Source organism: Blastococcus sp. MG754426 (genome assembly GCF_021699055.1).
Taxonomy (GTDB): domain Bacteria; phylum Actinomycetota; class Actinomycetes; order Mycobacteriales; family Geodermatophilaceae; genus Blastococcus.
The window spans coordinates 39,611-58,600 of the sequence record NZ_SSXC01000002.1 but is presented as its reverse complement, the minus strand read 5'-3'; the positions used below and the strand labels follow the sequence as shown (position 1 = coordinate 58,600).

Annotated in this window: 15 protein-coding genes; 9 read left to right on the top strand and 6 right to left on the bottom strand. The window is 75.7% G+C overall.

Annotated elements, in window-relative coordinates; translation table 11 throughout:
• Positions 1-12: 12 nt before the first annotated feature.
• From E9549_RS01750 to E9549_RS01740, 3 genes are all read right to left on the bottom strand, one after another.
• Positions 13-2,712, bottom strand: a complete 2,700-nt coding sequence (locus E9549_RS01750) for an ATP-binding protein (protein WP_236824851.1) — start codon at positions 2,710-2,712, stop codon at positions 13-15.
• A gap of 71 nt (positions 2,713-2,783) precedes the next feature.
• On the bottom strand, positions 2,784-3,896 hold the full coding sequence (serC, locus tag E9549_RS01745) for a phosphoserine transaminase (RefSeq protein WP_236824850.1): 1,113 nt from the start codon (positions 3,894-3,896) through the stop codon (positions 2,784-2,786).
• Positions 3,897-3,991: 95 nt separating this feature from the next.
• A complete protein-coding gene (locus E9549_RS01740) occupies positions 3,992-5,113 on the bottom strand; it encodes a citrate synthase 2 (protein ID WP_236824849.1) in 1,122 nt (373 codons plus the stop codon).
• Positions 5,114-5,268: 155 nt separating this feature from the next.
• On the opposite strand from E9549_RS01740, the gene pdxH reads away from it, so the two are divergent.
• Positions 5,269-5,916 (top strand): pyridoxamine 5'-phosphate oxidase, encoded by a 648-nt coding sequence (gene pdxH / locus E9549_RS01735; RefSeq protein ID WP_236824848.1) that lies wholly within the window; start codon positions 5,269-5,271, stop codon positions 5,914-5,916.
• Positions 5,917-5,932: 16 nt separating this feature from the next.
• Positions 5,933-7,258: an MFS transporter gene (locus E9549_RS01730; RefSeq protein ID WP_236824847.1), complete on the top strand. Its 1,326-nt coding sequence runs from the start codon at positions 5,933-5,935 to the stop codon at positions 7,256-7,258.
• A gap of 114 nt (positions 7,259-7,372) precedes the next feature.
• Here the strand turns inward: E9549_RS01730 and E9549_RS01725 are convergent, their stop codons facing one another.
• Positions 7,373-8,041, bottom strand: a complete 669-nt coding sequence (locus E9549_RS01725; protein ID WP_236824846.1) for a UdgX family uracil-DNA binding protein — start codon at positions 8,039-8,041, stop codon at positions 7,373-7,375.
• Between the two features lie 138 nt (positions 8,042-8,179).
• Here E9549_RS01725 and E9549_RS01720 point away from each other — a divergent pair, with 138 nt between their 5' ends.
• The 6 genes from E9549_RS01720 (at position 8,180) to E9549_RS01690 (ending at position 16,333) form a co-directional block, all read left to right on the top strand.
• The gene (locus E9549_RS01720) at positions 8,180-9,097 is read left to right on the top strand and encodes an ABC transporter ATP-binding protein (RefSeq protein WP_236824845.1); all 918 of its coding nucleotides are present in this window, start codon (positions 8,180-8,182) and stop codon (positions 9,095-9,097) included.
• Complete coding sequence (locus E9549_RS01715) at positions 9,094-10,302, top strand: ABC transporter permease (protein ID WP_236824844.1); 1,209 nt, start codon at positions 9,094-9,096, stop codon at positions 10,300-10,302. Before E9549_RS01720 ends, E9549_RS01715 begins: the two co-directional genes overlap by 4 nt.
• Before the next feature lie 36 nt (positions 10,303-10,338).
• Complete coding sequence (locus E9549_RS01710; RefSeq protein ID WP_236824843.1) at positions 10,339-11,319, top strand: TIGR03557 family F420-dependent LLM class oxidoreductase; 981 nt, start codon at positions 10,339-10,341, stop codon at positions 11,317-11,319.
• A 115-nt stretch (positions 11,320-11,434) separates the two neighbouring features.
• On the top strand, positions 11,435-12,292 hold the full coding sequence (locus tag E9549_RS01700; protein ID WP_236833421.1) for a tetratricopeptide repeat protein: 858 nt from the start codon (positions 11,435-11,437) through the stop codon (positions 12,290-12,292).
• Between the two features lie 173 nt (positions 12,293-12,465).
• Positions 12,466-15,267: a phosphoenolpyruvate carboxylase gene (gene ppc / locus E9549_RS01695; protein WP_236824842.1), complete on the top strand. Its 2,802-nt coding sequence runs from the start codon at positions 12,466-12,468 to the stop codon at positions 15,265-15,267.
• Positions 15,260-16,333 (top strand): inositol monophosphatase family protein, encoded by a 1,074-nt coding sequence (locus E9549_RS01690; RefSeq protein WP_236824841.1) that lies wholly within the window; start codon positions 15,260-15,262, stop codon positions 16,331-16,333. Before ppc ends, E9549_RS01690 begins: the two co-directional genes overlap by 8 nt.
• A 1-nt stretch (position 16,334) precedes the next feature.
• Here E9549_RS01690 and E9549_RS01685 read toward each other — a convergent pair whose 3' ends face one another.
• Positions 16,335-17,744 (bottom strand): FAD-dependent oxidoreductase, encoded by a 1,410-nt coding sequence (locus E9549_RS01685; protein ID WP_236824840.1) that lies wholly within the window; start codon positions 17,742-17,744, stop codon positions 16,335-16,337.
• Between the two features lie 83 nt (positions 17,745-17,827).
• Here E9549_RS01685 and E9549_RS01680 point away from each other — a divergent pair, with 83 nt between their 5' ends.
• Positions 17,828-18,136, top strand: coding sequence for an antibiotic biosynthesis monooxygenase family protein (locus tag E9549_RS01680; RefSeq protein ID WP_236824839.1), 309 nt, complete (start codon positions 17,828-17,830; stop codon positions 18,134-18,136).
• On the opposite strand, the gene E9549_RS01675 is transcribed toward E9549_RS01680, so the two are convergent.
• Positions 18,133-18,978 (bottom strand): hypothetical protein, encoded by an 846-nt coding sequence (locus tag E9549_RS01675; protein WP_236824838.1) that lies wholly within the window; start codon positions 18,976-18,978, stop codon positions 18,133-18,135. The two genes, E9549_RS01680 and E9549_RS01675, sit on opposite strands and share 4 nt — an antisense overlap.
• Between the last annotated feature and the right edge of the window lie 12 nt (positions 18,979-18,990).

Sequence of the window (18,990 nt, the reverse complement as noted above, 5' to 3'; positions counted from 1 at the left end):
GCACGCCCCGGCTCAGGCGGGCGGGCGCACCGCCGACCGGATGCGGACCGTCGTCCCCTCCGGGCTGGGGACGGCGGTGACCTCGGCGAAGGCGCTCATCAGCGTGGAGCCGCGGCCGCGGTCCATGCTCGGCACCCGCTCCCGCCACTGGCCGTGGTCGCGCACCGTGATCTCGACGAGACCGCCCTCGACGAGCGCGGTCACCTCCACCACCGGCTCGGTGGGGTCCTGGGCGTGCTCGATCGCGTTGCTGGTCGCCTCGCACGCGGCCACGAGCAGGTCGTAGGCCTGCTCCTCGCCGACCCCGGCCTCGGCCAGCAGCACGCGCAGCCGCCGGCGCACCACGGGGATGGACGAGAGCGCCGAGGGCAGCCGCCAGCGCGCGCGGGAGCCGCTGCCCGTGGCGTCCCCGGCGCGGGGAGCCGGCACCGCGTCGGCGCCGGGCCCCGGCCGCTCCACGTGCGTGGACGCCAGGGGCGCCGGCAGCGGCGAGGTCGCCGGCCGGGTCGAGGAGGCGACCTCCGGAGGAGCGGCCGGTGCCGCTGCGCGGCCGCCCGCGCGCTCGAGCGCCACCCGCACCCGGGCGAGCAGCTCCGCGGCCCGGAAGGGCTTGGCCAGGTAGTCGTCCGCGCCGGCCTCGAGACCCTCGACCGAGGCCTCCTGCCCGGCACGGGCGGTGAGCATGATCACCGGGAGGTCCCGGGTGGCCGGGTCCGCCCGCAGCTCCCGCAGCAGCCCGAACCCGTCGACCCGCGGCATCATCACGTCGGTCAGCACCAGGGCGGGACGCCGGGCCGCCACCGCGGCGAGCGCCTCGGCGCCGTCGGCCGCCGTGCGCACCGCGTAGAACGGCTGCAACAGGCGGGTGAGGTAGCCGCGCAGGTCGGCGTTGTCGTCGACGACCAGCACGTCGGCTGCGTCCGGGTCCTCCGGCCGCCCGGACGGGCGCGAGCCGACCTCCTCCCATCCCTCGGCCTCGCCGTGGGCGGCGTCGGAGGGCACCGCCGCGGGGCCGTCGGCGGCGTCGGGCTCGCCGAAGGGCAGCGCGACGGTGAAGGTGCTGCCCCGCCCCGGCTCGCTGGTCACCGTGACCGCGCCGCCGTGCAGCGCGGCCAGCTCCTGCACCAGGGCCAGGCCGATGCCGGTGCCCTCGCGGGTCCGGGCAGCGGCCCCCGCGACGCGGTGGAAGCGCTGGAACAGCTGGGGGAGCTCCTCGGCGACGATGCCCACACCCGTGTCGGCGACGGTGAGCTCGAAGCGGCCGTCACCGCCGCGGAGGGCGACGTCGATGCCGCCCACGAAGGTGTACTTCACCGCGTTGGCGAGGAGGTTGACGACGATCTTCTCCCACATGCGGGGGTCCACGTGGGCGGGGCGGTCCAGGGGCGGGCAGTCGACGGTCAGGCGCAGCCCGGCCCGCTCCGCCGCCGACCGGAAGATGCCGGCGAGCTCGGCGGTGAAGGCGGCCACGTCGGTGGGCACCCGCACCGGCGTGGCGCGCCCGGCCTCGATGCCGGCGAAGTCGAGCAGGTCGTCGACCAGGCGGCGCAGCCGGCGGCCGCTGCGGACGGCGAGGGCGACCTGCTCCCGCACGTCCGGGGTCAGCACGGCGTCCGGGTCGTCGAGCACGTCCTGGAGCGGGCCGAGCAGGAGGGTCAGCGGCGTGCGCAGCTCGTGGCTGACGTCGGTGAAGAACGTCGTCTTGGCGCGGTCCAGCTCGGCGAGCGACTCGGCCCGCTGCCGCTCGACCTCGAAGGCGCGGACGGTGCCCAGCGCGCCGGCGAACTGGCCGGCCACCAGCTCGTGGAAGGAGGTGTAGTCGGCATCCAGCGCGCGGTTGGGCGACGTGCCGAGCACCAGCAGGCCCACCGGCTCGGCGTCACGGCCGGCGCCCAGCGGCAGCACGACCGCGTCGGTCACCCGGTCGCCCCACGGCCCGCCGGTCAGGCCCAGCGAGGCGACCGGCGGCAGCACGGCGTCCGCCCCGCCCGCCTCCGGCAGCAGCCCGTCGTCGACCCCGGTCACCGCGACCCGGGCGAAGGCGCCTTCCCCGGTGGCCAGGTAGACGGCGGCGAAGGGGATGTCGAGCGGGTCCTCGGCCAGGGCGGCGCACATGCTCGCGACGGTCTGGCGGGCGTCGCCCAGCTCCGCGCTCGCGACCGACAGCGAGTGCAGCAGCTGCTGGCGGCGCGCGGCGAGCAGCTCCCCGGTCACCTCGGTGCACACGGCGTGCATGCCGGCGACGCGGCCGTCGTCGTCGAAGGCCGGCGCGTGGGAGACCGTGAAGTAGGTCTCCTCCCGGTAGCCGGCGCGCTCGAGCAGCAGCAGCAGGCCCGGCAGCCAGGAGGCCTCGCAGGTGGCCATCGCGTGCTCGACCGGGGGACCCAGGGCGTCCCAGCCCTCGGCCAGCGTCTGCCGGATGTCCTGGCCGATCGCCGGGTGCTTCGCGCCGATGAGGGGCGCGTAGGCGTCGTTGTAGAACTGGAGGAAGTCCGGGCCCCAGGTCAGGACCATGGGGAACCGGGACACGAGCACCGTGCGGACGGCGAACCGCAGGCTCGCCGGCCAGCCGGCGACCGGGCCGAGGGGGGTGCTCGCCCAGTCGATACCGGCCATGATGCGGCCGGCCCCGCCCCCGGCGGCGAACAGGTCGGCGCCGTCGGAGCCCGCCGGGACATCGGGACCCACACCCACCTCCACCGAGAGATCCATGCTGCACGAAGTCGTCGGCCCCCTGCAGGGACCCGCCGCGAGCCCGCGAGCGGTGGGGGCGGCGGGTCCGCCTAGAGCCGCTCCACCACGTGGTCGATGCAGACCGTCAGCGCCTGCACGTCGTCCGGGTCGACCGCCGGGAACATGCCGATGCGCAACTGGTTGCGGCCCAGCCGGCGGTAGGGCTCGACGTCGACGACGCCGTTGGCGCGCAGCGTCGCCGCCACGGCCGCGGCGTCGACGGAGCCGGCGAGGTCGACGGTGCCCACGACGTAGCTGCGGTGCGCCGGATCGGCGACGAACGGGGTGGCGTAGGCAGACCGCTCGGCCCAGCCGTAGAGCCGGGACGAGGACTCGCGGGTGCGCTCGACGGCGGCGGACAGCCCGCCGAGGGAGAGCAGCCAGTCGATCTGGTCGGCCAGCAGGAAGAGCGTCGCGAGCGCCGGGGTGTTGTACGTCTGGTCCTTCGCGGAGTTGTCGACGGCGATCGACAGGTCGAGGAAGGCGGGCACCCAGCGGCCCGAGGCCTTGATCTCGGCGATCCGCTGGAGCGCATCGGCCGACATCAGCGCCACCCAGAGCCCGCCGTCGGAGCCGAAGGACTTCTGCGGCGCGAAGTAGTAGACGTCGGTCTGCGAGACGTCGACCGGGAGGCCCCCGGCGCCGGAGGTGGCGTCGATGAGCACCAGCGCGTCCTCGGTCCCGCTGGGGCGCGAGATCGGCGCCATGACGCCGGTGGAGGTCTCGTTGTGCACCCAGGCGTAGGCGTCGACGCCCGGCGTGGCCGCCGGCAGCGCGAGCGAGCCGGGTTCGGCGGTGACCACCACCGGTTCGCCGAGGAACGGGGCCTCCGCCGCCGCGGCGGCGAACCGGGCGGAGAACTCCCCGAAGGAGCCGAAGGCGGCCCGGTCGCGGATCAGCCCGAACAGCGCGGCGTCCCAGAACGCGTTGGTACCGCCGTTGCCCAGCACCACCTCGTAGCCGTCGGGGAGGTCGAACAGCTGGGCCAGCCCCTCCCGGACCCGGCGGACCAGGGCCTTCACCGGCGCCTGGCGGTGGGAGGTGCCCATGACCGCGGCCCCCTTGCCGGCCAGGGCGCGCAACGCCTCGGGGCGCACCTTGGACGGACCGCTCCCGAACCGGCCGTCGGCCGGCAGGAGCGCGGCGGGGATGGTGAGGGTCATGCCGTACGCGGCCTCTCGAGGTGACGTGCTGGAACGGCCACCCTTCAGGGCCCCACGCCGAGCCTGCGGGGCGTGGGGGGAGGGGTGGTCCTTCGTCAGGCCGGCTGCGCGGCCTTGGTGTTGATGGTGTCCCAGCCGTCGACGGCGTCGGGCTTGCGCGGCGCGGGACCGATGTAGCGGGCCGACGGGCGCACGAGGCGGCCGGTGTTCTTCTGCTCGAGGATGTGCGCGCACCAGCCGGCGGTGCGGGCGCAGGTGAACATCGAGGTGAACATGTGGCTGGGCACCTCGGCGAAGTCGAGGACGATGGCCGCCCAGAACTCCACGTTGGTCTCGACCGGCCGGTCGGGGCGCCGCTCGCGCAGCTCCTTGAGGGCGGCGTTCTCCAGGGCGAGGGCGGCCTCGAAGCGCGGGGCGCCGAGCTCCTGGGCCGAGCGGCGCAGCACGCGGGCGCGGGGGTCCTCGGCGCGGTAGACGCGGTGGCCGAAGCCCATCAACCGCTCCTTGCGGTCGAGCAGGTCCTTGACGTACTTCTCGGCGTCACCGGTCTTCTCGACGTCGTCGAGCATGTGCAGCACCCGGGAGGGGGCGCCGCCGTGCAGCGGGCCGGACATGGCGCCGATCGCGCCGGACATCGCGGCGGCGACGTCGGCACCGGTGGAGGCGATGACGCGGGCGGTGAACGTCGAGGCGTTCATGCCGTGCTCGGCGGCGGAGGTCCAGTAGGCGTCCACCGCGGCCACGTGGCGGGGGTCGGGCTCCCCGCGCCAGCGGACCATGAAGCGCTCCACGATCGTCGCGGCCTCGTCGATCCGGCTCTGCGGGACGGCGGGCACGCCGATGCCGCGGGCGGACTGGGCGACGTAGGACAGCGCCATCACCGCGGCGCGGGCCAGCTGGTCGCGCGCCTCCTCGGCGCTGATGTCCAGCAGCGGGCGGTAGCCCCAGAACGGGGCCAGCATCGCCAGGGCGGCCTGGACGTCGACGCGGACGTCGCCGCTGTGCACCGGGATCGGGAACGGCTCGGCCGGCGGCAGGCCGGGGCCGAACTTGCCGTCGACCAGCAGTGCCCAGACGTTGCCGAAGGTGACCTTGCCGACCAGGTCCTCGATGTCGACGCCGCGGTAGCGAAGCGCACCGCCGTCCTTGTCCGGTTCGGCGATCTCGGTCTCGAAGGCGATGACGCCTTCCAGGCCGGGTACGAAGTCGTCGGCCATCTCGCAAGCTCCTCTGCGCGCGGGACCCACGTGCGCTCGGGGGACCGGCGCACGGTTGCCAGCCGACCCTAGGCCGTCCGGCCCGGCCCGGCACAGCCGGGGCGGCACGGGCGCCTTCCCGCGCCGTCCCGCGGGCCCGGTGCCAGCATGTCGGCGTGCCCGATCTGACCCGCATGCGCAACGACTACACCCTCGGGCGGCTGCGCGAGGAGGAGCTCGCCCCGTCCTGGGTCGAGCAGTTCGACCGCTGGTTCGCCGACGCCGTCGCCGCGGAGATCCCCGAGCCCAACGCCGTCGTGGTGGCGACCGCCGACGCCGACGGTGCGCCGGACGCGCGGATCGTGCTCATGAAGGGCTACGACACCGACGGCATCGTGTTCGGCACCAGCTACGCCTCCGCCAAGGGCGCGCAGCTGGCGGTGAACCCGCGCGCCGCGCTCGTCTTCCCCTGGCACGCGCTGCAGCGGCAGGTGCGGGTGACCGGCCGGGTGGAGCGGATCGGCGACGCCGCCTCCGACGGGCTGTGGGACCCCCGGCCGCGCGGCTCGCAGCTGGCCGCGGTCGCCTCGGTGCAGTCGACCGTCGTGGATTCCCGGCAGGAGCTCGAGGAGCGCGTGCGGCTGCTCGACGAGCAGACGCCGGAGGGCCCGGTGCCCCGCCCGGAGGTGTGGGGCGGCTACCGGGTGGTCCCCGAGCGGGTGGAGTTCTGGCAGGGCGGGGCGGACCGGCTGCACGACCGGCTGCGCTTCGTGCGCGACACGGCCGAGGGCGGGGGCTGGATCGTCCAGCGGCTCGCCCCGTGAGCGCACGGCGGACGCGGTGAGCCAGCCCGTCGACCCGGTCGAGGGGGGCGCGCCGGTCGAGGAGCCGGTCCCGGAGCGGGTGCGCCGGCGCGGCTGGGCGATCGACACGACGCCGCTGCGGGACCCCCGCTACCGGCGGCTGTTCTGGGGCATCGCCACCACCACGATCGGCCAGCAGATGACGCTGGTCGCCGTTCCCTTCCAGGTCTTCCTGCTGACCGGCTCCTCGTTCATGGTCGGGGTGACCTCGGTGGTCGCGCTGGTCCCGCTGGTCGTCTTCGGGCTCCTGGGCGGGGCGATCGCGGACGCCATGGACCGCCGGCGGCTGCTGGTGGTCACCTCGGTCGGCGCGGCGGTGACCAGCGCGCTGCTCGCCGCGCAGGCGCTGCTCCCGGGCGGCGGCAACCTGGCCCTCCTGTGGGTCCTGACGGCCGCGGTCTCCGCCTTCACCGCGGTCAACTCGCCGACGCGCTACGCGGTCATCCCCGCGCTGGTGGGCACCGACCGCGTGCCCGCCGCCAACGCGCTGGCGATGACCGTCCGGCAGATCGGCGTGATCGTGGGCCCGCTGCTCGCGGGGCTGCTGATCGGGCTGGGCTCGCTGTTCACCGCGTACGCCATCGACGCGGTCGGTTTCGTGGTCGCGGCGGCGCTGCTGCGCGGGCTGCCGCCGCTGCCGCCGGGCCGCGACGCGGGGAAGCTGCGCCTGGGCGCCGCCGTGCGCGGGGTGGGGGAGGGGTTCGCCTTCCTGCGCACCCAGCCGGTGCTGCTGATGACCTTCGTCGTCGACGTCGTCGCGATGCTGTTCGCCTGGCCGCAGGCGGTGTTCCCCGAGCTCTCCGAGACCCGGTACGCCGAGTCGCCCAACAGCCTGGGCTGGCTCTTCGCGGGCATCTCGATCGGCGCGCTGGCGATGGGGCTGACGTCGGGCTGGGTGTCGAAGGTCGACCGGCAGGGCGCCGTGGTGATCGTCTCGATCGCCGTGTGGGCGGTGGCGATCATCGGCTTCGGCTTCGCGCCGACGCTGTGGCTGGCGGTCCTCTGCCTGGCCGTCGCGGGCGCGGGTGACATGGTGAGCGCGGTGCTGCGCAGCTCCATGCTGCAGACGGCGGCGCCCGAGGAGATGCGCGGCCGCATGCAGGGCGTCTTCATCGTCGTGGTGACCGGCGGCCCCCGGCTGGGCGACCTGCGCGCCGGTGGCCTGGCCAGCGCGGCCGGGGTGACCTTCGCGATGGCGTCCGGGGGTGTCGTGGTGCTGGTCGCGATGGCCGCCGTCGCGCTCCTGGTGCCCTCGTTCTGGTTCTTCCGCGCCTCGCGGTCGGCCGTCGACCGGACCGGCTGAGCGCCGGGACCCGGCCGGGCTCGCCCGCCCCCGAGAGTGGCGAGGCCGGCCGGGCGCACCGACGCCGTAACCGGTACCGGTGGTTCCTACTCGCCGGTAGTCCACATGGTGGGATCAGGCGAGCGCCCCGGCGACCGTGCGCAGGTCGGCGACCAGGGCGTCGTAGGCGGCGGCGCGCGCCTCGTCGGGGGTGCGCAGGACCGCCGACGGGTGGGTGGTCGCGAGGATCCACGTCTGGTGCGGGGCGTCCTCGTCGTCGTCCTCGGTCGGTGCCGGGGCGCCCGGCGGGGTCCAGGGCAGCAGCCGGCCGTGGTCGCGGGTGATCCGGAACGACGGCGAGATCAGCCCCTTGGCCGCCGTCGCACCCAGGGCCACGACGACCTCGGGCTGCAGGACGGCGAACTCCGCCTCCAGCCACGGCCGGCACGCCCGCAGGTGCTCGGCCCGCGGCGTCTGGTGGATCCGCCGCTTGCCCTTCACCGTGTGCGAGAAGTGCTTGACCGAGTTGGTGACGTAGCTGTCCCGGCGGTCGATGCCCGCGTCGGCCAGGGCCTGGTCGAGCAACCGGCCCGCGGGGCCGACGAACGGCTCGCCCCTCCGGTCCTCCTGGTCACCCGGCTGCTCGCCGACGAAGACCACCCGGGCGGTCTCGGGCCCCTCCCCGAACACCGTCTGGGTGGTGTCCTGCCACAGCTCGCAGGCCCGGCACCCGGCCGCGGCCGACCGCAGCCCCGCCAGGCCGACCCCGGCAGGCGGCCGCGCCACGCCGTCGCTCTCGCTCATGCGCCGATGACACCGCAGGAGGCGCCCCGGCGCGACCGGTCGCGCACCGTTCCCGGACACGTCCCCGGTACGTCGTCGTCCCGCAGGCCACCGACCGATACGGTCGGTCGACACAGGAGGACGACGGCAGGAGGACCGGTGCTCGAGTTCGACGGGCTCCGCAAGAGCTACGGCGACAACCAGGTGCTCGACGGCGTGGGCTTCGCCGTCCGGCCCGGCTCGATGTTCGGCTTCTGCGGCTCGAACGGTGCCGGCAAGACGACGACGATGCGCATCGCGATGGGCCTGGTGCTGCCCGACGCCGGCGAGGTGCGCTGGCAGGGCCGGCGGCTCGACCAGGTGCTGCGCCGCCGGGTCGGCTACATGCCGGAGGAGCGCGGGCTGTACCCGAAGATGAAGGTCGGCGAGCAGGTGGCGTACCTCGCCCGGCTCCACGGCCTCGACCGGGCGGCGGCCGCGCGGGCGTCCGAGGAGTGGGTCGAGCGGCTGGGCCTGGGCGCCCGCCGCGGCGACCCGGTGGAGAAGCTGTCGCTGGGCAACCAGCAGCGCGTCCAGCTCGCTGCCGCGCTGGTCAGCCGCCCCGAGGTGCTCATCCTGGACGAGCCGTTCTCCGGGCTGGACCCCGTGGGCGTCGACTCCCTGGCCGAGGCGCTGCTGGACCAGGTCCGCAGCGGTGTGCCGGTGGTCTTCTCCAGCCACCAGCTGGACCTGGTCGAGCGGCTGTGCGACTCGGTCGGCATCCTCGCCCGCGGGCGCATGGTCGCGACCGGCACCGTGGAGGAGCTGCGGCGGCGGGAGGCCGGTCGCCTGCTGCGCGTCGTCGTCCCCGACGCCGCCCCGGGCTGGGCCACCGCCCTGCCGGGCGTCCGCGTCGTCTCCGAGCAGGCCGGCGACACGCTGCTGGACCTGGCCGGGCACGCCGACGACCAGGCGGTCCTGGCCGCGGCGGTGCGGACCGGGCGGGTCGCGCACTTCGCCTGGCGGGAGCCCACGCTGGTGGAGCTGTTCCGCGGCGCCGTCGCCGATCCGCGCACCGAGCAGGAGGTGGCGGCGTGAGCGCCCCGGACCCGACCCGGGACGCCGGGCGCGACCCGGGCAGCGCCGAGCTCGTCCGGCTCGTCGCCGGCCGCGAGATCTCCGCCCGTCTCCGGGACAAGAACTTCATCATCGGCGTCGTCCTCACCGTCGTGCTGCTGATCGGCATCCTCGGCTTCCAGGTGGCCGTGAACTCCGGCGGCGAGGAGCCCCGGCTGGGGGTGGTGGGCGACACCGCCCAGCTCGGGCCGGCCGTCGAGGCGCAGGGCCAGGCCATCGGGATCGACGTCACGGTGGTGCCGCTGGACGACGAGGCCGCGGCGCGCCAGGCGGTGGAGACCGGGGACGTCGACGGCGCGCTGCTCGCCGGTGGCGGTCCGGCGCCCGAGCTCCTGGTGGAGGACCGCGACGCGACGATGGAGGCGGTGGTCAACGCCGCCGTCAGCGGGGTGGCGGTCGCCCAGCAGCTGGCCGAGGCCGGCGTCGACCTGGACGCGGTCCCCGAGGTCGAGGTGACCGCGCTGGCAGCCGACGACGAGGAGGACCAGCAGCAGGTCCTCGTCGCGATCATCGGCGTGGGGTTGCTCTACGGCCTGCTCATCATGTTCGGGCAGTTCGTGGCCCAGGGCGTGGTGGAGGAGAAGGCCAGCCGCGTGGTGGAGCTGCTGCTGGCGACCATGCGCCCCTGGCAGCTGCTCGCGGGGAAGATCATCGGGCTCGGTGTCCTCGGGCTGGCCCAGATCGTGCTCATCGGCGTCATCGCCGTGGGGGGCGCGCTCGCCTTCGACGTCGTCGCCGTACCGGGTGCCCTGATCGGCACCGTGGTGTCGGTCGTCCTGTGGTTCGTGCTGGGGTACGCGTTCTACGCGGCCGCCTTCGCGGTGGCGGCGTCGCTGGTCAGCCGGCAGGAGGACCTCGGGAGCGTCCTGACCCCGATGATGGTCCTGCTCATCGGCGGCTTCTTCGTCGGCATCCAGGCGGCGGCCGACCCCGGTGGCACGCTCGCGGTGGTCACCTCCTACGTCCCCGGCCTCTCCCCGCTCGTCATGCCGGTCCGGCAGGCCGCCGGCGAGGCCGCCGCGTGGGAGGTCGCCGTGGCCGTGGCGGTCATGCTGGTGGCGATCGTGGCGGCCGTCCGCCTGGGCGGCCGGGTCTACGCCGGGGCGCTGCTGCGCACCAGCGGGAAGACCAAGCTGCGGGAGGCGCTGAGGGCCGAGCGCGCGTAGCGGTTGCCCGCCGGGCCGCGGGGTAGCCGGGCAGGCATGTCTTTGCAGCTGGGCTACACGATGATGACCGAGCAGGCCGGGCCGAGGGACCTCGTCCGCCATGTGGCCGGTGCCGAGGAGGTCGGGTTCGACTTCGCCGTCAGCAGCGACCACTACTCCCCGTGGCTGGACGAGATGGGGCACTCGCCGAACGCGTGGGTGACGCTCGGGGCGGCGGCGCAGGCGACCAGCCGGATCCCGCTGATGACCTACGTGACCTGCCCGACCTTCCGCTACCACCCGGCGGTCGTGGCGCAGCAGGCCGCGACGCTGCAGATCCTCTCCGAGGGCCGCTTCACCCTGGGCATCGGCGCGGGGGAGAACCTCAACGAGCACGTCGTCGGCGGCGGGTGGCCCGCGGCCGACGTGCGGCACGAGCGCATCGTGGAGGCGCTGCACATCATCCGCGACCTGTTCGACGGGGAGGGCTACACGAACTTCCGCGGGGAGCACTTCGACGTCGAGTCCGCCAAGCTGTGGGACCTGCCGGACAAGCGGGTGCCCATCGGCTTCGCGGCGGGCGGCAAGCAGGCGGCGACGATCGCCGGCGAGCTGGCCGACGTCCTGGTCGCCACCGACCCGATGAGCGAGCTCGTGGAGCAGTTCGAGAGCGCGGGCGGCGCCGGGAAGCCGAAGGTCGCGCAGATGCCGATCAGCTTCGGCACGGACCGGGACGCCGCCGTGCAGCGGGCGCACGGCCTGTTCCGCTGGTTCGGCCTGGGCTGGAAGGTCAACGCCGAGCTGCCCGGCACCAGCGCCTTCGACGCCGCGAGCCAGTTCGTCACCCCGGACGACGTCGCCGGGTCCATCCCGTGCGGCGACGACGTCCAGGCGGTGATCGAGGGCGCCCGGGAGTACGCCGAGGCGGGCTTCACCCACCTGGCCCTCGTGCAGATCGGTGGCGACCAGCAGGAGCCCTACCTGGAGTGGGTGCGCGGGTCCCTCCTGCCGGCCTGGCGGGAGGCGTTCGGCAGCTGATGGGCGGCCCGGGTCGGCTGATCGGGTGACCGGCCGGCCCCGTGCCGCTCCGTTGGGGTGAGGTCGGGGGGCGAGGGGGCGCGCAGCGCGCCCCCTCGCCGCGATCATCTGCGGCATGACCGAGGACCTGGACGTGCGGCTGCGGCGGCTGCTCGCCACCGACGACGCCGACGCCCTGATCGACCTCGGCTGCGACCTGGCCGACGCCGGCCGGCAGACCGATGCCGAGGCCTGCTTCCGCCGCGCGTTCGACCTGGGCGACTCCGTCGCCGCGTTCAACCTCGGCAACTCGCTCGCCGCCCAGCAGCGCTGGGAGGAGGCGGTCGAGGCCTACGAGGTCGCCCTGCGCGGCGGCGAGGCCGACGCCTGGCGCAACCTGGGCCTGGTGCTCGAGGACCTCGGCGACCTGGCCGGCGCGATGCGCGCCTACCGGGGGGCGGCGACCGCCGGCGACCTGGAGGGTGGCCTGCAGCTGGCGTTCCTGCTGCGCGAGCAGGGGGAGCGCGAGCAGGCCATGGCGGTCGCGGAGGAGTTCGCCGCCGCCGGCGACGCCGAGGCGGCGGCCGTCGTCGCCTGCTGGCGCTGGTGCTCCACGCTGGACCCGGCGCTGGAGGACGACCTGCGTGCCGGTCAGCACCACTTCCCGGCCGCCCGCGCGGACCTCGCCCACCTGCTGCGCGAGACCGGCCGGTCGGCCGAGGCCCGGTCGGTGCTCGAGCGGGGCGCCAAGCTCGGCGAGCAGGTGGCCTGGCTCCCGCTGGGCAACCTCTACCGCGAGGAGCTCGGCGACGAGGAGGCCGCCGAGGAGGCCTACCGCAGCGGCATCGCCGCCGGCGACGCCTACTGCCACCAGAACCTCGGCGTGCTGCTGGCCGACCGCGGGGACCTCGAGGGCGCCGTGGAGCAGTTCCGCCTGGGCGCCGCGGCCGGCGACCAGCTCGCGGCGCAGTGCCTGCGGGAGCTGGAGCACTGAAGGACCGCGGGCCCGTCGACCGCGCCGCGGCCGGCCGGCGAGATCGGCGTTCTCGGGCCGTCGGGGAGCCGGAGGGCCCGAGTTCGCCGATGTCGTCGCCGTCGGCGAGCCCCTGGACGAGCCCGTAGCGGGGGCGACACGAGCGCGTCACCCGCGTCCCCGATACTGCAGGTGTGAGCGAAGCCACTGTCGACGTCGCCGACCTCCGCCGCCACGGTGCTCCCGGCACCGCTGACCGGGCGGACGACGAACCGCTGCGGGAGGACATCCGGCTGCTGGGACGCGTCCTCGGCGAGGTCATCGGCGAGCAGGCCGGGCCCGAGGTGCTGGAGCTGGTCGAGTCCACCCGGGTGGAGGCCTTCCGCATCCGCCGCTCCGAGGTCGACCGCGCCGGGCTCGCCGCCCGCCTCGCCGGGCTGGACGTCCGCTCGGCCAACCACGTCATCCGGGCGTTCAGCCACTTCTCGCTGCTGGCCAACCTGGCCGAGGACATCCACCACGAGCGCCGCCGCCGGCACCACCGGCGTGCCGGGTCCCCGCCGCAGCAGGGCAGCCTGGCCGCGGCGTTCGCCCTGCTGGACGAGGCCGGCGTCGCGGAGGACACCGTGGCCCGCGAGCTCGCCGGCGCCCTGGTCTGCCCCGTCGTCACCGCACACCCCACCGAGGTGCGCCGCAAGACCGTCTTCCAGGTCCAGCGCCAGGTCACCGAGCTGATCCGGCAGCGGGACCGCGCCGCCGACGGCGACGTCGACCCGGAGTGGTCGGCCCGGCTGTGGCGCTCGGTGCTCACGCTCTGGCAGACGGCGCTGCTGCGGCTGTCCCGGCTGCAGCTGACCGACGAGATCGACGAGGCGCTGCGCTACTACGAGCTCTCCCTGTTCGAGGTGGTGCCGGCGATCAACGCCGAGGTGCGCCGCGCGGTCGAGCAGCGCTGGCCCGGGGCCGGGGTGCTGCGCCGGCCGCTGCTGCTGCCCGGCTCCTGGATCGGCGGCGACCGCGACGGCAACCCGTTCGTCACCGCGGAGGCGCTGCGCCGGGCCACCTCCCGGCAGGCCGGCACGGCGCTGGCCCACCACCTGGCCGAGCTCGCGGCGCTGCGCAGCGAGCTGTCGATGTCCGACCGGCTGGTCACGCCGACGCCGGCGCTCTACCACCTCGCGGAGGTGTCCCGGGACGACTCACCGTTCCGCGCCGACGAGCCCTACCGGCGGGCCCTCACCGGCATCTCCGCGCGGCTGACGGCCACCGCCGCCCGGGTGCCCGGCGCGGAGCCCCCCGACACCGGCCCGCTGCCGGCGCTGCCCCCGTACGAGGGCCCCGACGAGCTGCGGGCCGACCTCGACGTGGTCGACGCCTCGCTGCGCAGCCACGGCGCCGGTGCGCTCGCCGACGACCGGCTGCGGCGGCTGCGCGAGGCGGTCGAGGTGTTCGGCTTCCACCTGTGCGGGCTGGACCTGCGGCAGAACTCGTCGGTGCACGAGCAGGTCGTCGGGGAGCTGCTCGCCTGGGCCGGGGTGTGCGACGACTACGCCGGGCTCGACGAGGCCGCGCGGGTGGAGCTCCTCGCCGGGGAGCTGACGCTGCGCCGCCCGCTGGTGCGCCCCGACGCCGAGCTCTCCGAGGAGACGCGCAAGGAGATCGACGTCCTGCTCGCCGCGGCCGAGCGGGTGGCGCTGCTGGGCCCGCGGACCATCCCCAACTACGTGATCAGCATGTGCGAGTCGGTGAGCGACGTCCTGGAGGTCGCCGTCCTGCTCAAGGAGGTCGGCCTGCTCGACCCGGCGGGCCCCGACGGCCCGACCTGCCCGGTGGGCATCTCGCCGCTCTTCGAGACGATCGACGACCTGCAGGCGGCGGCGACCACGCTCGGCGCGGTGCTCGACCAGCCCCTGTACCGGTCGCTGCTGGCCAACCGGGGAAACGTGCAGGAGGTCATGCTCGGCTACTCCGACAGCAACAAGGACGGCGGCTACCTCGCCGCGAACTGGGCGCTCTACCGCGCCGAGCTCGACCTGGTGGAGCTCGCCCGCCGCGAGGGCATCCGGCTGCGCCTCTTCCACGGCCGCGGCGGCACCGTCGGCCGGGGCGGCGGGCCCAGCTACGAGGCGATCCGCGCCCAGCCACCGGGCGCGGTGGCCGGGGCGCTGCGGATCACCGAGCAGGGCGAGGTCATCGCCGCGAAGTACGCCGACCCCGACCTCGCGCGGCGCAACCTGGAGGCGCTGGTCGCCGCCACCCTGGAGTCGACGCTGCTCGACGTCGAGGGCCTCGGCGCCGACGCCGACGAGGCCTACGCCCTGCTCGACGACCTCGCCGCCCGGGCGCAGCGGGCCTACCGGGAGCTGGTGCACGAGACCCCCGGGTTCGTGCAGTGGTTCCGGGCGGCCACGCCGATCGGCGAGCTGGCCGAGCTGAACATCGGCAGCCGCCCGCCCTCGCGCAAGGCCGGGGACTCCATCGCCGACCTGCGGGCGATCCCCTGGGTGTTCAGCTGGTCGCAGACCCGGATCATGCTGCCCGGCTGGTACGGCACCGGGTCGGCGCTGGAGGGGTGGGTCGGGGACTCCGCCGAGCGGCTGGAGCAGCTGCGCGAGCTGCACCGCCGGTGGCCGTTCTTCCGCACCGTGCTGTCCAACATGGGGATGGTGCTGGCCAAGACCGACCTCGGGCTCGCTGCCCGGTACGCCGAGCTGGTCCCGGACGAGGAGCTGCGGGCGCGGGTGTTCGACCGGATCACCGCCGAGCACGAGCGCACCCGCCGGATGGCGCTGGCGGTCACCGGCGACGAGCTGCTGGCCGACAACCCGTCGCTGGCCCGGTCGATCCGCAACCGTTTCCCCTACCTGGAGCCGCTGCACCACCTCCAGGTGGAGATGCTGCGGCGACGGCGGGGCGGCGAGGACGACGAGCTGACCAGCCGCAACATCCAGCTGACCATCAACGGCATCGCGACCGCGCTGCGCAACAGTGGCTGAGGCGGGGCTGCGCACGGCGACCAGCGCCGACCTGCCGGTGGCGGCCGAGGGGCTGGGGCTCTCGCCGGCCGCGCTGGCCCCGGCGGTGCTCGACCCGTGGGCGCGGGTGCTGGTCGGCGACGAGGGCCAGGTGGTGCTGGTCCGCCGGCAGTGGACCGACGAGGCCACCGCCTCCGCCGTGGTCATCCGAAGGGCCGGCGTGCCGCTGGACCACCCGGCCGTGCTCGCCGCCGCGGCGGGGTGGGGCTGCGACCGCGTACGGCACCTGGCGACCGGCCGGTGCACCGACGTCCCCCCGCCCCCGGCGGACGCGCCGCTGGCGCTGCGCTTCGCGCACCTCGCGGCCCTGGCGGCCACCCGGGTGGAGACGGCGGTGGCGCTCGCGCACGGCACCGGTGAGGCACGGACCAAGCGCGACGGCAGTCCGGCGCTCGCCGCCGACGCGGCCGCCCACGACGCCGCCGTCGAGGTGCTCGGCGCGCTGGGCGTGCCGGTGCTCAGCGAGGAGAGCCGCGACACCGTGGTGGACGCCGGTCGGCCGTGGGTGGTGCTCGACCCGCTCGACGGCACCGGCAACTTCGCCGCCGGGCTGCCGCCGTGGGCGTTCTCGGCCGCGCTGGTGGACGGCGGCCGCCCGGTCGCCGGGCAGGTCGCCGACCTCTCCTCGGGCCGGCGCTGGGCGGCGGTCGAGGGGCACGGCGCCGTCCGGGACGGGGTAGCGGTGCGCACCCGGCCCGGCGGCACCGTCGTCGTCCCCAGCGGGCCGCGGGGCACCGCGGTGGCGGTGCCGGCGACGGCCCGCCGGGTGCGGATCACCGGCTGCACGGCGGTCGACCTCTGCCTGGTCGCCGACGGCGCGGCGGCGGCCTGGCACGACCTGGACCGCGGTGGCACGCACGTGCACGACGTCGCCGGTGGGCTGGCGGTGCTGCTCGCGGCCGGGGGCACCGTGCTCACCGACCGCGGGGAACCGCTGCGGCTGGCACCTGACACCGGCGCGCTGATCCGGTTCGTGGCCGCGGCCGACGAGGCGTCGGCGCGGGAACTGCTCGCCGTGCTGCGCTGAATCAGCGGCCCCGGGCCGCGGCCGCCCGGACCGCGGCCAGCAGCCCCTCGCGCTCGTGCAGGGTGGTCCGGGCCCGGCCGCGGCTCGCGCCCAGCGCCTGCTCGGCGGCGTCGATGGCCCGCCAGTCGTCCAGCAGCACCGGTTCCGCGCCGCGGGCCCGCAGGGTGCGCACCAGGTCGTCGACCGGCCCGCGCACCCGCAGCGTGCCGTCGGCGGCGTCGGCCAGCAGCGCGGCGATCGTCTCCCGGGCGTCGTGCTTGTTGTGCCCGACCACCCCCGTGGGGCCGCGCTTGATCCACCCGGCGGCGTACTCGCCGGGCGACGGGCGCCCGTCGCGGAGCACCCGCCCGACGCCGTCGTGGGCGACCGTGCCGGTGCGCCCGTCGACCGGCAGCCCGGGCAGCGGGGTGCCGAGGTAGCCGACCGAGCGGACCACGAGGTCGGCCGGGAGGACCTCGAACTCGCCGGTGCCGATCGCCCGGCCGTCGCCGTCGACGGCGGTGCGCTCGACCTCGACACCGGTGACCCGGTCGGTGCCCAGCAGCCGCACCGGGCGGGAGAAGAAGCGCAGCCGCAGCCGGGTGCGGCCGGGCTCCGGCGCGTGGGCCGACCACTCGCGCAGGACGGCGAGGTTGCGGGTGGCGTTGCGGTCGGCGGCGGCCCGGGCCTCGGTCTCGGCGTCGAGCTCGAGGTCGGCGGGGTCGACCAGGACGGTGGCCGCGGCCAGCCCGCCGAGCTCGCGCAGCTCCTGGGTGGTGAAGGTGGCCTGCGCCGGGCCGCGGCGGCCGAGCACCGTCACCTCCTCGACGGGGGCGGCGGCCAGCGCGTCGATGACGTGCTGGGGCATGTCGGTCGGCTCGAGCTCCGCTCCGGTGCGGGCGAGGATGCGCCCGACGTCGAGCGCGACGTTGCCCACGCCGATCACCACCGCCCGCCGGACACCGGTCAGGGCGGCCTCCACGGTGGCCCGGTCGGCGTCGGGGTGGCCGGTGTACCAGGCCACGAGGTCGGTGGCGGCCAGGCTGCCGGGCAGCTCCTCGCCCTCGATGCCCAGGTGCCGGTCGAGCGCGGCGCCGTAGGTGTAGACGACGGCGTCGACGTGCGCGCGCAGCTCCTCCAGCGGGAGCTCGGTGCCCACCTCGACGTTGCCGACGAACCGCACCAGCGGGTGGTCCAGGCTCCGGTGGAGCGTGTCGCGGATCGCCCGCATCTTCGGGTGGTCGGGGGCGATGCCGTGGCGGACCAGGCCGAACGGGGTGGGCAGCCGGTCGACCAGGTCGACGGCGACCGGTACCTCGCTCTGCCGGGTCAGCGCGTCGGCGGCGTAGATGCCGGCCGGTCCGGCGCCGACGACCGCGACGCGCAGCGGGTGGTCAGCAGCCGGGGGAGGGGGAGTGCCGTCGTCGACCACCCTGGCATCCTGGCCCGGCCGGGGCCGCGCCACCAGGGCAACCGTCCGGGCGCTTCGATCCCCGTCGTCCCCAGGAGGGCCCCGTGTCCGTCGTCGTCGTCGCCACCATCACCCCGAAGCCCGAGGCGGTGGACGCCGTCCGCGAGGCGATCCTCGCCGCCGTGCCGCAGGTGCACGCCGAGCCCGGGTGCGAGCTCTACGCGCTGCACGAGGGCGACGGCGTCTTCGTGATGGTGGAGCGGTGGGAGAGCCCCGAGGCGCTGCGCACCCACGGCAAGGCCGAGGCGCTGAGCACCCTGGGGGCGGCGCTGGCCGGCAAGCTGGCCGCGCCGCTGGACGTCCGCCGGCTGACCCCGGTCCCGGCGGGGGAGCCGGGCAAGGGCGCTCTCTAGCCGCTCGCGCCCCTGCGGCAGGCGTGGTTGTGGTCGAGGTCGTCCTCGACCCACTGCACCATCGCCACCCGGCCGCCGGGGACCAGCGGGTCGGCGTCGCAGCGGTCCCGGGCGTCGGCCCGGTCGTCCGCGCCGGCGAGCCAGCTGTCGAGGTCGGCCAGGTTGCTCGCCGCGGGCACGTCGCCGACGATCCGGCCCCACTGGTAGCCCGTCGAGTACACGCCCACCCGGCCGTCCCGCTCGGTCAGGTACTCGGTCATCCCCTCCAGCGTCGCCCGGTTGCGCGCGCGGGCGTCGGCGGATCCCTGCTGCCAGGTGTTCATCGTCTCGACGTCGAGCCACCACGTGTAGTGCTCGGGGCGGCTGTCCAGCGGCACCGACCGCGCGGCGGGCCGGAAGAACCACTGGACGCTGGTGCGCGCCCGCTCCCAGCCGTACTGCCAGCTGCAGGCCATCGAGTTGGCGCCGTCGCACTCGCCGTAGGGGGTCTCGCCCGCGGAGGGCCAGGTGACGACCCGGTCGCGCACCTGGCCGGGGTTGGCGGTGTTGAGGTACAGCTGCAGCGGCGGCTGACCGGGCACCTCGCCCGACGAGCCGGCGCCCCACTCCAGCTGCTCGGCGAGGCAGGGGTTGGTGCGGGTGGCCAGCCCGCCGTTCACGCCGACGACGGCGAACGCCGCATCGTCGGGGAGGTCGTCGCCGCACTGCGGGTGGGAGACGTCGTAACCCGTGCTGGTCCGCGGGGCCTCCCGCTCCACCGGCGCGGCCGAGGCCGCGGTGGGGAACCCAACCAGCCCGGCCACCGCGGTCACCGTGATCGCCCAGCGTGACCGACGTCTCATCCTCCTCGACGG